At 65.3% G+C, this 12,271-nt stretch carries 12 protein-coding genes; 10 read left to right on the top strand and 2 right to left on the bottom strand.

Features of this window, described 5'->3' with window-relative positions:
* The first annotated feature begins 48 nt into the window (after positions 1 to 48).
* Positions 49 to 525, top strand: a complete 477-nt coding sequence (locus tag DFP85_RS10380) for a YbhB/YbcL family Raf kinase inhibitor-like protein (RefSeq protein WP_133636215.1) — start codon at positions 49 to 51, stop codon at positions 523 to 525.
* 88 nt (positions 526 to 613) lie between these two features.
* Here the strand turns inward: DFP85_RS10380 and DFP85_RS10375 are convergent, their stop codons facing one another.
* Positions 614 to 1,498, bottom strand: a complete 885-nt coding sequence (locus DFP85_RS10375) for a LysR family transcriptional regulator (RefSeq protein WP_133636214.1) — start codon at positions 1,496 to 1,498, stop codon at positions 614 to 616.
* Between the two features lie 110 nt (positions 1,499 to 1,608).
* Here DFP85_RS10375 and DFP85_RS10370 point away from each other — a divergent pair, with 110 nt between their 5' ends.
* From DFP85_RS10370 to DFP85_RS10350, 5 genes are all read left to right on the top strand, one after another.
* Positions 1,609 to 2,490 carry a HalD/BesD family halogenase gene (locus DFP85_RS10370; RefSeq protein ID WP_133636213.1) on the top strand — a complete coding sequence of 294 codons (882 nt, stop codon included), beginning with the start codon at positions 1,609 to 1,611 and terminating at the stop codon, positions 2,488 to 2,490.
* A gap of 85 nt (positions 2,491 to 2,575) precedes the next feature.
* The gene (locus DFP85_RS10365) at positions 2,576 to 3,859 is read left to right on the top strand and encodes a M24 family metallopeptidase (protein WP_133636212.1); all 1,284 of its coding nucleotides are present in this window, start codon (positions 2,576 to 2,578) and stop codon (positions 3,857 to 3,859) included.
* A 16-nt stretch (positions 3,860 to 3,875) separates the two neighbouring features.
* Positions 3,876 to 5,366, top strand: coding sequence for a CoA-acylating methylmalonate-semialdehyde dehydrogenase (locus DFP85_RS10360; protein ID WP_133636211.1), 1,491 nt, complete (start codon positions 3,876 to 3,878; stop codon positions 5,364 to 5,366).
* A gap of 168 nt (positions 5,367 to 5,534) precedes the next feature.
* Entirely contained in the window at positions 5,535 to 6,065 is a 531-nt protein-coding gene (locus tag DFP85_RS10355; RefSeq protein ID WP_133636210.1) for an outer membrane beta-barrel protein, read from the top strand.
* A gap of 858 nt (positions 6,066 to 6,923) precedes the next feature.
* Complete coding sequence (locus DFP85_RS10350; protein ID WP_133636209.1) at positions 6,924 to 8,120, top strand: MFS transporter; 1,197 nt, start codon at positions 6,924 to 6,926, stop codon at positions 8,118 to 8,120.
* A 67-nt stretch (positions 8,121 to 8,187) separates the two neighbouring features.
* Here the strand turns inward: DFP85_RS10350 and DFP85_RS10345 are convergent, their stop codons facing one another.
* The gene (locus DFP85_RS10345) at positions 8,188 to 8,463 is read right to left on the bottom strand and encodes a metal-sensing transcriptional repressor (protein ID WP_035414631.1); all 276 of its coding nucleotides are present in this window, start codon (positions 8,461 to 8,463) and stop codon (positions 8,188 to 8,190) included.
* Between the two features lie 131 nt (positions 8,464 to 8,594).
* On the opposite strand from DFP85_RS10345, the gene DFP85_RS10340 reads away from it, so the two are divergent.
* From DFP85_RS10340 to DFP85_RS10325, 4 genes are all read left to right on the top strand, one after another.
* The gene (locus DFP85_RS10340; RefSeq protein WP_133636208.1) at positions 8,595 to 8,969 is read left to right on the top strand and encodes a hypothetical protein; all 375 of its coding nucleotides are present in this window, start codon (positions 8,595 to 8,597) and stop codon (positions 8,967 to 8,969) included.
* A 52-nt stretch (positions 8,970 to 9,021) separates the two neighbouring features.
* Positions 9,022 to 9,756 carry a HupE/UreJ family protein gene (locus DFP85_RS10335; protein WP_133636207.1) on the top strand — a complete coding sequence of 245 codons (735 nt, stop codon included), beginning with the start codon at positions 9,022 to 9,024 and terminating at the stop codon, positions 9,754 to 9,756.
* A 15-nt stretch (positions 9,757 to 9,771) separates the two neighbouring features.
* The gene (locus DFP85_RS10330; RefSeq protein WP_133636206.1) at positions 9,772 to 10,572 is read left to right on the top strand and encodes a hypothetical protein; all 801 of its coding nucleotides are present in this window, start codon (positions 9,772 to 9,774) and stop codon (positions 10,570 to 10,572) included.
* Between the two features lie 198 nt (positions 10,573 to 10,770).
* Positions 10,771 to 12,063 (top strand): hemolysin family protein, encoded by a 1,293-nt coding sequence (locus DFP85_RS10325; RefSeq protein ID WP_133636205.1) that lies wholly within the window; start codon positions 10,771 to 10,773, stop codon positions 12,061 to 12,063.
* The last annotated feature ends 208 nt before the right edge of the window (positions 12,064 to 12,271 follow it).

Raw genomic sequence — 12,271 nt, 5'->3', positions numbered from 1 at the left:
AAAACGCAGACATCTTCAACTCTTGGATATCCAGGGAGGTTGATCACCATGGCCTTTGCTCTCTCGACCATGCAGCTCGAAAGCTCCGCCTTTGCGGCGGGGGGTGCCATTCCGACGAAATACACCGGGGAGGGGGACGACGTCTCGCCGGCCCTCAGCTGGCAGGGCGCCCCGGAGGGCACCAAGGGCTTCGCGGTGATCTGCCATGACCCGGATGCCCCCCTGGTGCAGAACGGCAGCTACGGCTTCGTGCACTGGGTGCTCTACAACCTGCCCGCCGCCACCAGCGAGCTCAAGGAGGGCAGCGGCGAGGGGACCCCCGGGCTCAACGACTTCGGCAAGACCGGCTACGGCGGCCCGATGCCGCCGGAGGGCCACGGGGTGCACCAGTACTACTTCTGGGTGCTGGCGCTGGACAAGGCCACCGACCTGCCGGAGGGCCTCTCTCTGCCCGAACTGCTCAAGCAGGCGGAGCCCCACCTGATCGGCATGAACCGCCTGGTGGGCACCTACCAGCGCGACTGATGGGCGCGGCGCCTGATGGCGCTTCGCCAGAGCAAGGCGGGCCCGTGTCGCTGGACGACGCGGGCCCGCGGCGTCTATGGCCCATGACTCAGGTGACGGCCTCGCTCGGCGCCGGGGCGGCCACGTCGTCGTGGTCGATCACCAGGTGCTCCAGTTCCTCGCAGAAGGCTTCCAGGGCCTCGCTGGTATGCCCCGGCCGGCGGTGCAGCTCGATTTCCACCTGCCCCAGGGGCGGCAGGCCTTCCGCCTCGCCGACGATGCGACACCCCTCGGGCACGCTGCGCGGGGTCTTCACCGTCATCGCCAGGCCCGCCTGGACCGGCAGGTTGATGCCGGTGGGCGACTGGCTGGAGTAGTGCACCTCCCAGCGCCGCTCCTCGCGGCCCAGGGCCGAGAGGGCATGGGCGCGGAAGATGCATCCCTCCGGGTTGAGTGCCAGGGGCAGGGTCGCCCAGTCGGCCGGCGAGACGCCCTCGGCCACCACCCACACCATCGGCTCCCAGCCGAGCAGCTGGCCCGACTGGGTCGGCAGGTGGCGGATCGACAGCACCACGTCCAGCAGGCCCTCCTGGAAGCGCTTCACCAGGCTGGCGCTCATGTCGCAGTGGATCTCCAGGCGCGTGTCGGGGAAGCGCTCGGCGTAGCGGGGCAGCAGGGCGGGCAGATAGGCGGCGGCCTGCTCCTCGGAGGTGGCGAAGCGGATCAGCTCGCCGCGCCGCGTGTCGCCCAGGGCCTCCCGGGCCTCGTCCTCGAGCTTGAGCATGTGACGGGCATAGGGCAGCAGTCGCTCCCCCGGGGCGGTCAGCAAGACGCTGCGGCTGGTGCGTTCCAGCAGCGCCTGGCCCATCTGGTCCTCGAGACGCTTGATCTGCAGGCTCACCGCCGACTGGGTGCGATGCAGCACCTTGCCGGCGGCGCTGAAGCCCTGGCACTCGGCCACGGTGACGAAGGTGCGAAGCAGCACGGTATCCATGAACAATGAGCTCTTGAAATTGGTTGTATCTCAATCATTCATTTTCATTATGAATGAGGCGTCACTATGCTGTCCAGCGACATCCCGCAACACTCAGGAGCAGGAGAGCCATGCAGGCAACCGCTGACGTCCAGACGACCAACACCCTCGATGGCCTGATCGACCTGGCCCGCTATCCCGTCAATGACCTGGACGGCGAGGCCGGCCGCGCCCTGATCGAGCAGTGCCGTCGCCAGCTCGACGAGGACGGCTGCGTGGTGCTCAAGAACTTCGTCCCGGAGGACGCCCTGGCGCGGCTCGAGCGCGAGACCGAACGCCTCTCGCCGGAGGCGCACTACAACCAGACCGAGACCAACCCCTACAACAGCGCCGGCGATGCCGAGAAACCGGCCAGCCATCCGGTGAACCGCTTCGATGACCGCACCAACGGCTTCGTGGCCGGCGATCGCATCGATGGCGACACCATCATCCGCCAGGTCTACGAGCATCCCGACTTCCAGCGCTTCATCGGCGCCGTGGTAGGCATGGAGGAGATCCACCAGTACGCCGACCCGCTGGCCGACCTGGTGGTCAACGTGCTGCGCGAGGGCTGCCAGCATCCGTGGCACTACGACACCAACGAGTTCATCGTCACCATGATGACCCGCCAGTCCCACGGCGGCGGCCGCTTCGAGTATGCCCCGGGCATCCGCAGCCCGGAGGGCGAGAACTTCGCTGAGGTGGAGAAGGTGATCGACGGCGACCGCACGCGCCTCAAGTCGCTCGACCTCCAGCCCGGCGACCTGCAGGTCTTCTTCGGCCGCTATTCGCTGCACCGGGTCACCCCGGTGGAGGGCGACAAGGAGCGCCATACCGTGATCTTCGCCTACGCCAAGGAGCCGGGCTTCATCGGCCGCCCCGAGCGCGCCCAGCGCATCTTCGGCCGCATGGCGCCGGTCCACGAGCGGCTCCTCGAGGAGGGCATGGACCGCTCGGACAGCCTGGCCGACTGAGCCCCGACGTCGCTTCCTGCTACCTCCCTTGCCGATGGCCGCGCGTGCAGGCGGCCATCCCCCTGACGACACAGCGAGAGACCCCATGAGCATCGTAGAGTCAGAGAAACTGACCGACAGCGAACCGGACCACATTCCGGTGGTGCCGTCCGCGCCGATGGCCAACGGCGACAGCATCCCGACCGCCTTCGACCCCGTGCAGCTACGCGCCGGGCGCCTGGCGCGCCTGCGCGCCATGATGGCCGAGCAGGGCTACGCCGCCCTGGTGCTGTTCGACCCCAACAACCAGCGCTACGCCACCGGCTCGCGCAACATGTTCGGCTACTTCCTGCGCAACTCCACGCGCTACATCTACGTGCCGCTGGAAGGCCCGATCATCCTCTTCGAGTATCCCGGCAGCGCGCATATCTCCACCTGGCTGGAGACCATCGACGAGTCGCGCACCTCCAAGGTGGTGTGGTCAGCGGTGAACCAGCGCGATAACCTCTCCTCGGACCCCTTCGGCCTGGAGATCGCCGAGCTGGTCCAGGAACACGGCCGCGGCAACAAGAAGGTGGGCCTGGACCGTTGCGCGCTCAACCTGGCCCGCTCGCTGGAGGCCCAGGGGCTGGATGTCTTCGACTGCATGCAGGACACCCTGCACTGCCGGCGCATCAAGACCCCCGAGGAGATCGCCTGCCTGGCCCAGTCCATGGCGGCAAGCGAGGCCTCGGTGGCCGAGGTGGAGGCTGCGATCAAGCCCGGCGTCACCGAGAACGAGCTGTTCGCCATCATGTACGGCGAGGTGATCCGCGGCGGTGGCGAGTTCATCGAGACCCGCCTGCTCAACTCCGGGCCGCGCACCAACCCCTGGTTCCACGAGGCCAGCGACCGCAAGATCCGCCCCGGCGAGCTGGTGGCCCTGGACACCGACACCATCGGTTGCCACGGCTACTACTCCGACTTCTCGCGCACCTTCCACGTCGGGCCGGGCCGGCCCAGCGCCTACCAGCGCGAGCTCTACCGCATGGCCTATGACCAGGTGCACCACAACATGGGCATCCTCAAGCCCGGCATGAGCTACCGCGAGATCGCCGAGACGGCCTGGAAGATCCCCGAGCGCTTCCTGGATCGCCGCTACCCCTCGATCATCCACGGGGTGGGCATGCACGGCGAGACACCGCTGGTGGCGCACCACATGGACTTCGACCGCTTCTCCAAGGACGGCGTCCTCGAGCCCGGCATGGTGGTCTCGGTGGAGAGCTACATCGGCGAGGTGGGCGCCGCCGATGGCGTCAAGCTAGAGGAGGAGGTGCTGATCACCGAGACCGGGGTCGAGAAGCTCTCCCGCTACCCCTTCAACGAGGCCCTGCTCGGCCGTGAAGTCTGACCCACAAGGACGCGACATGCAGATCCTGACCCACTGGATCGGTGGCGAGCGCCTGGACGGCGACCGCCACCTGAACGTGACCAATCCGGCCAGCGCCGAGGTGATCGGCCGCGTGCCCCTGGCCGACACCGCCACCGTGGAGCGCGCCATCGACGCCGCCCGGGCGGCACAGCCCGCCTGGCGCGATACCCCGCCGGCCAAGCGCGCCCAGGTGATGTTCCGCTTCAAGATGCTGCTGGAGCGCGACGCCGATGAGCTCTGCGCCCTGGTCGCCAGGGAGCACGGCAAGGTGCTCGAGGACGCCATGGGCGAGCTCAAGCGCGGCATCGAGAACGTCGAGTACGCCTGCGGCGTGCCGGAGCTGCTCAAGGGCGAGTACTCACATAACGCCGGCCCGGGCATCGACACCTGGTCCAACCACCAGCCGCTGGGCATCGTCGCCGGCATCACGCCGTTCAACTTCCCGGCCATGGTGCCGCTGTGGATGTACCCCATGGCGTTGGCCTGCGGCAATGCCTTCATCCTCAAGCCCTCCGAGCAGGTACCCTCCGCCGCCCTCAAGATGGCCGAGCTGCTGGCGGAGGCGGGCCTGCCCGCCGGGCTCTTCCAGGTGGTGCACGGCGACCGCGAGGCCGTGGAGGCGCTGATCGACGCCCCCGAGGTGAAGGCGCTCAGCTTCGTCGGCTCCACCCCGGTGGCTAGATCGATCTACCGCCGCGGTGCCGACAACGGCAAGCGCGTGCAGGCACTGGGCGGGGCCAAGAACCATGCCGTGGTGCTGCCCGACGCCGACCTGGACAACGCCGCCAGCACCCTGATCGGCGCCGCCTTCGGCAGTGCCGGCGAGCGCTGCATGGCGATCTCGGTGGCGGTGTGCGTGGGTGATGTCACCGCCGATGACCTGGTGGCGAAGGTCGGCGAACAGGCCCGCACCCTGAAGATCGGCCCCGGCACCGAAAAGGGCCTCGACATGGGCGCCCTGGTCAACGCCGCCCACCGCGACAAGGTGGCGGGCTATATCGAGCAGGGCGAGGCGGCCGGTGCCGAGCTGGTGGTCGATGGTCGCCAGCACCCGCTGGTCAAGGCATCGCCGGGCTACTTCCTGGGCGCCACCCTGTTCGATCGGGTGACCCCGGAGATGGGTATCTACCGCGACGAGATCTTCGGCCCGGTGCTCTGCGTGGTGCGCGTGGCGACCTTCGAGGAGGCCATCGCGCTGATCAACGCCCACCAGTACGGCAACGGCACCTGCGTGTTCACCCGCGACGGCGAGGCCGCCCGGCGCTTCAGCGATGCCATCGAGGTGGGCATGGTGGGCATCAACGTGCCGCTGCCCGTGCCGGTGGCCTTCCACAGCTTCGGCGGCTGGAAGGAATCCCTGTTCGGTGACCTCCACGCCTACGGTCCCGACGCGGTGCGCTTCTATACCCGCCGCAAGGCCGTCTCCCAGCGCTGGCCCGCCCAGAACTCACGGGAACAGGCTCAGCTGAACTTCCCCTCCAGCTGACGCCGACCCGCCAACCCAGGCACGCGCATCGCCCATCACCCGCGGATGGGCGATGTCGTGTCCGACAGGTAGAGGGGAAGGTCAGTCGAACTACACTATACTGTTACACAGCAGGTATAAAAGGTTTGTCCGGATGATTCTTGCGGGGTTGCTACTTAGGAGCAGGTCATGAACAAAACGAAAATAATTGGTGCCATTTTGTTGACGCTGGGTCTGACGGGTGATGCCCTCGCAGAGAGTGGCTTCTATGGTGGAGCGGGCATCGGGCAGGCGACCATCGATGCGTGTGATGGTGTCACCAATTGCGACGATGAGGATACCAGCTGGAAGATCTTCGGCGGTTGGGAGATGAACTCGAATATCGCCTTCGAGGCCGCCTGGGTAGATTTTGGTGAGACCAGTGGATCCGTAGACGGTTCGGCAATCAGCGCCGAAGCGGACGGCTGGACGCTCGCTGCGAAAGGCATTCTGCCGCTCAACGAGCAGTTCGGCGTGTTCGGCAAGTTCGGCATGATTATGTGGGATGTTAAAGGGGGTGGTGCTGCTTCCGGCATTGACGACGATGGCACCGACCTCATGTATGGTCTCGGCGGTCAATATATGTTCACTGACCAGCTCGGTATTGTCGGTGAGTGGGAGTGGTATGATATTGATAATGACATCGATCTGTTTTCCGTCGGTGCATTGTTCAAGTTCTAAACTGCTCGATCACGCACCGAGTGAGTAGGAGGGGGGGTTGCCTCCCCCGTCCTCCCACACCACCGGGCAAGATTGACATCTGAAATCATCACCTGTCATTTCCGACGCCGGGTTCTGGGACACTTCTACTGTCGCCTTGTCACGCAATGCAGTCGGCAGCCATTGATCCAACGCTTCCAGAAGGCAGCATCGACCGGAATGAAGTAGCTGGCTCGTCCACGTAGAACTGGCCACAACCCTTCGATTAACCGTGGAATTTGACTCCCCTTCCCACGCTTCAGGATTTCACGGACACACGACATCAATCCTGACAACAGAGGGGGCTTGGCAGCCTTGCTGTTTTCCTGCATGTACTGAATGAAGAAGGTGAGCTGCTCGGGGAGGAGTGATTTTCCTAATTGCTCTTTAAGTCGACACGTCCTTACGACGCCCGATAGCTCAAGCGTTATATTAGCTTTGATCAATCGTCCGCTTCTGGCCGAAAGCTTCTGTATGCTATCCGGTCGTTTTCTTTACACACGTTGACCGCCCCTCCAGGATGCCCTGGAGGGGCGGTTTTTTGTAAAGGAATTGCGTAAACCTTTCTATTGAAAGAAAAAGGTGTGTTTTCTTTCTGCTGTCAGCCACGAATGAGCCGCGCGCCGGGCGTTATCTGGTAACGGAGCTCATCGCGGTCGCCGGGTTGTGCCCGGTATGGCGTTGTTGCGCCCCTGCATGATGCGCGATCTCGTCTTGAGTTGCCCAGCATCAATTGTCCTCCTGGTCGGCAGTCGCTAGGCTTCCTATATCCCCCTGGGGGGGATATGAATTGACATGCCTGGTGGCCTCGGGTCACCCCGCGTCAACAAGAGGAGCGGTATGGAGCTGATTCGGGATCGTCGCTATCGCCACCTGTTCTCCGCACAAGTGATCGCCCTGATCGGCACCGGGCTGACCACGGTCGGCCTAGCGCTGCTAGCCAGCGACCTTGCCGGGGAGCGCGCCGGTGAGGTACTGGGCACGGCACTGGCGATCAAGATGATCGCCTACGTGGGCATCGCCCCGGTGGTCGGCGCCTATGCCACCCGGCTGCCACGGCGTGCCTTGCTGGTCACCCTCGACCTGCTGCGCGCCGCAGTGGTGGTGAGCCTGCCGTTCGTGACAGAGGTGTGGCAGATCTACCTGCTGATCTTCCTGCTCAACGCCTGCTCGGCGGGCTTCACGCCGGTGTTCCAGGCCACGATCCCAGATATCTTCGAGGACGAGCGCCGCTATACCCGGGCGCTCTCGCTGTCGCGCCTGGCCTATGACCTGGAGAACCTGCTGAGCCCGCTGCTCGCCGCCCTGCTGCTGGTGGTAATGTCCTTCAACCTGTTGTTCGTGTTGAATGCGGCGGCCTTCCTGCTCTCGGCGTTGCTGGTGGTCAGCGTGTCGCTGCCCTCGCCGCATCCGCAGACGGCTGGCGGCGGCGTCTGGGCCAGGCTGACCCAGGGCATGAGTCGCTATCTCGCCACCCCACGGCTGCGTGGGCTGCTCGCCCTCAACATGGCGGTGGCCGCGGCCGGCGCCATGCAGATCGTCAATACCGTGGTCTACGTGCGTCATGCGCTGGGCCTGGGGGAGACCCAGGTGGCGATCGCCTTTGCGGCAGCGGGCGGTGGCTCGATGGTCGTTGCCCTTACCCTGCCAAAGATACTGGAGCGCCTGGACCAGCGGCCGGTGATGCTGGCGGGCGGCCTGCTGATGAGTGCCAGCCTGCTGGCGGGGCTGACGGCGCCTGGCTTCGTGACGTTGCTGCTGCTGTGGTTCGTGCTGGGCGCCGGGGCCTCGATGGTGATGACCCCCACCGGCCGGCTGCTCAAGCAGTCCTGCGCGGCCGAGGAGCGCCCGGCGCTGTTCGCCGCCCAGTTCTCGCTCTCCCACGCCTGCTGGCTGGTGGCCTATCCGCTGGCCGGCTGGCTGGGGAGTGCCCTGGGCATGATGTCCGCCTTCGCGGTCCTGGCCATCCTGGCCCTGGCCGCCACCCTGCTGGCCGCGCGTCTGTGGCCGGCGCTAGTGACAGAAGCGCACGCCTGAGCACGCAAGGCATGCCTTGTCATCGATGGTGGAAGGGCGGGTGGAGCCGGTGGGGCCAATCACGCCGCTACAGGTAGCGGACGATGGCCTTGAAGTCCTCGATCTGGGCCTGCTGGCCCTCCGTCCTGGCACCAATGGCCGCGTCCAGGCAGTGGTCGATGTGATCCTGCACCAGGGTGCGCTTGGCCTGCTGGATGGCCTTCTCCACGGCGTGCAGCTGCTGGGCGATGTCCAGGCAGGGGCGCCCTTCCTCGATCATCTGGGTGACGCTCTGCAGGTGGCCCCGGGCGCGGTTGAGCCGCTTGATGATGTCGGGGTGGCTCTCGTGGGTATGTGGTGGCATGTTTAGGCTCCCTGTCGTTGTTCCTATCCCCCTAGGGAGGATGTTAGGCTCTTGCCGGCAGCGTGCCAATGCCGCCCGTCGCGGCCCGGCACCTGCGCCCCGGTTTCCCTTGTCATCCTGGTTGGCTATTCATGCTCCACCGGCTGCGCCATCGTCTCGGCTACCTGCTCCTGCTGCTGCTCATCGTCCCGGGCCTGGTGCTGACCAGTGCCGGCGAGTCGCGTGCCCATGGGCCGCTGAGCACGGCAGCGAGCGAGGCGGCGTACCAGGCGGTGGAAAGGGAACACCATGGGCACTCCCATGTCCATGAGCATGACCACGGGGACGGTCGCCACCTGCATCACGAGAGTGGCAGCCACTTCCACGAGACGGCGGACCGTCTCGCGGCAGGCGTGAGTCTGGCATCGCTCTTCCGTGACGCCCTGCGGATCGGTGCCCAGCACGGCGTTCCGCTGCGCCGCGTCTATCGCCTGGAGCGCCCTCCACGGTCGGTCATCGCTGGATGACCGGGGCCGTCCACCGGACGGCCGATACCCAAGACAGACCCGTGGAGGTTTCATGTTCCCATCCCGAATGGGGGAGGCGTTCGGCGTGCCTGACAAGGCCCGACGCCATGCCCTGACCCTGCTTACGCTGCTGGTGATGCTCCTGGGAGCCAGCGGTGATGCCCTTGCCCATGCCGTCGCCGAAGGTGACAAGGGCTACATCCAGGAGATCTATGGCGTTCACCTGATCTCGTTCGTCTACCTCGGCGCCAAGCACATGGTGACCGGGTACGACCACATCCTGTTTCTGCTGGGGGTGATCTTCTTCCTCTACCGGATGCAGCACATCGCCATCTACGTCAGCCTCTTCGCCATCGGTCACTCCACGACCATGCTGCTGGGGGTGTACTTCAACATCGGCATCAACAGCTATCTCATCGATGCCATCATCGGGCTCTCCGTCGTCTACAAGGCGCTGGACAACATTGGCGCCTACCAGCGCTGGTTCGGCGTTCAGCCCAACACCAAGGCGGCGACGCTGATCTTCGGCTTCTTCCACGGCTTCGGCCTGTCGACCAAGATCATCGAGTACGAGATCTCGCCTGACGGCCTGCTGGCCAACCTGCTGGCGTTCAACGTCGGGGTAGAGGTGGGCCAGCTGCTGGCCCTGAGTGCCATCCTCATCGTCATGGGCTTCTGGCGTCGCACCGCCGGATTCCTGCGCCACGCCTACACCGCCAACGTCGCCATGATGTGCGCCGGCTTCGTGCTGATCGGCTATCAGCTCACCGGCTATTTCGTCGCCTGATTCAGGGAGTCCACGATGTACAACACCGATCTACCCACCCGTGCCGAGCTGCCCTCGACCGGCAAGCTGATCCGTTCCACCCTGGTGGCTGCGGTGGTGGCTGCTGGCCTGCTGGTGACCGTGGTGCTGCCCGCGGAGTACGCCATCGACCCCACCGGCGCCGGGCGCCTGCTGGGCCTCACCGAGATGGGGGAAATCAAGCAGCAGCTGGCCGAGGAGGCCGAACTCGACCGGGAAGCCTCACAGGCCGCCGCGGACGAGGCATCGCCGGTCGTCACAGAGCCGGCGCCCCAGGCCTCGGCAGAACGCCAAGCCACCGCCGACACCTCGCCCGAGGCAACCCCAGAGCAGCCGGCGACCGCTTCAGCTTCAAGTGGCGCGGCTGACCCAGTGACCTCTTCCGAGCCTGCCCAGGATGAACCGCAACCCGAGGCCAGCCAGGCGGTGGCTGACGCCTCCTCGTCCCAGGAAGAGGCTTCGGAAACTCCCGAGGTAGCGACCACCTGGCGTGACGAGGTGAGCTTTACCCTGACCCCGGGCGAAGGCACCGAGTACAAGCTGACCATGGAAGAGGGCGCCGTCGCGACGTTCGCCTGGTCGTCCGACGGGGGGCCGATCAACTTCGACACCCACGGTGATGGCAACGGCAACTCGATCAGCTACGAGAAGGGCCGCGGCGTGCCCGAGGACGAAGGCGAACTGGAAGCGGCCTTCACCGGGAACCACGGCTGGTTCTTCCGCAACCGCAACGACAACGAGGTGACCGTGGTACTGCGCATCGACGGTGACTATGGGGAGCTGAAGCGCATGCTGTGAGACTGGGCAAGTCTTGCATTGCCCCGGCCCGGCGGCCGGGGCAATGCGTCGGTTCCGGCTCAGGGAAAGCACCGCTGATGCCCATGTCGAGGACCACGATATGTGCCATGATCAAGGGGCACTCGCGCTGCTGCTCTACTTCTTATTCTTAGCGCCCTCTCCCGACCGCCTCTCGCCGTCGTCACCTTGCCGGCTATCATGCTCCTCGAAATCCTCATCGTTCTGTCCCTGATCGTACTGAACGGCCTGCTTGCCATGTCGGAGCTGGCGATCGTCTCTTCTCGCTCTACGCGCCTCAAGACGCGGGCCGCGGATGGCTCCCGTGGCGCGAGGATCGCCCTTGCCCTTTCCGCAGACCCTGCGCGGTTTCTCTCGACGGTCCAGATCGGCATCACCTTGGTCGGCGTACTCTCCGGTGCCTTCTCCGGGGCGACGCTGGGTGCCCGACTCGCCGACGCGCTGCCGGGCCTCGGGGTTCCAGCACGGCTGGCCGATCCACTAGGCGTGGGTATCGTCGTGGTCGTGATCACCTACCTCTCTCTGATCATCGGTGAACTCGTTCCCAAGCAGATCGCGCTGGCCAACCCGGAGACGGTCGCTTCCCGTGTGGCGCCGGCGATGCATCTGCTTTCTCGCGCCGCCTTGCCGCTCGTCTGGCTTCTGGTCCGGTCGGGCAAGCTCGTCCTCACCTTGCTCGGACACTCGGGCAAGCGGGAGGTCACCGTCAGCGACGAGGAGATCCGGATGATCATCGTCGAGGCGGAGGGGGCTGGCACCATCGAAAAGGGCGAAACCCGGATGATCACTGCTGTCATGCGCATCGCCGATCGCCTTGCGCGCGGCTTGATGACCCCTCGTCATGAAGTCGAGATTGCAAGTGTCGGCGAAACCCGTGCCGAGATCCTCGCCCGACTGCGCGCCTCTGGCCGGTCACGCCTACCACTACGTGAAGGTGGTCAGGACGACATCGTCGGTATCCTGCAAAGCCATGACCTCCTCCAGGTGGAAGAGGAGGGCTTCGACCCCAGGTCTCTTGCATGGCCTGCCCCGGTGGTCCACGACGCCCTGCCGGCCATGCAGGTGATCGAGCAGCTCAAGGCGGCCCCCGCCCAAATGCTGCTCGTCTACGACGAGTACGGCCATTTCGAGGGCATCATCACTCCGATGGACATCCTCGGCGCGATCACAGGGGGATTCGATGACTCGGAGGCGGACGAGCCCAAGCTGGTCGAACGCGCTGACGGCTCGCTGCTTGTCGCCGGGTGGATGCCCGTCGACGAGTTCGCCGACCACATCGGTCTCACGCTGGAGGAAGAATCTGGTTACGAGACCGTGGCCGGCCTCGTGCTCCACCAAGCAGGAGAACTGCCGCAGGTGGGCCAGCACGTCACCGTCGGCGACTGGCGGATCGAGGTCATCGATATGGATGGGCGTCGGATCGACAAGCTGCTCGTCCAAGGAATATCCGCGCTCGAGAAAAGCGCCGAGTAATTGACCGCCGAGATGGCCACCCTCATGGCTGTGATTGGGAGAATGCGGCCGGACGGCCTACCAGGCTCTGTTTCAGGAGCTCCAGTTAGGTGCCATCATGGAGCCTTGTCGGACACATCTCGATCCTTTGCTTCCCATGCCGGTATCCGATGCTGGCATGGCCACCAATGTGAGATTATGGCGTAAAGAAAACCAAGGTTTTTTTGCG

The sequence above is a fragment of the Halomonas ventosae genome, assembly GCF_004363555.1.
Taxonomy (GTDB): domain Bacteria; phylum Pseudomonadota; class Gammaproteobacteria; order Pseudomonadales; family Halomonadaceae; genus Halomonas; species Halomonas ventosae.
This window is presented reverse-complemented; position numbering and strand designations above follow the sequence as displayed.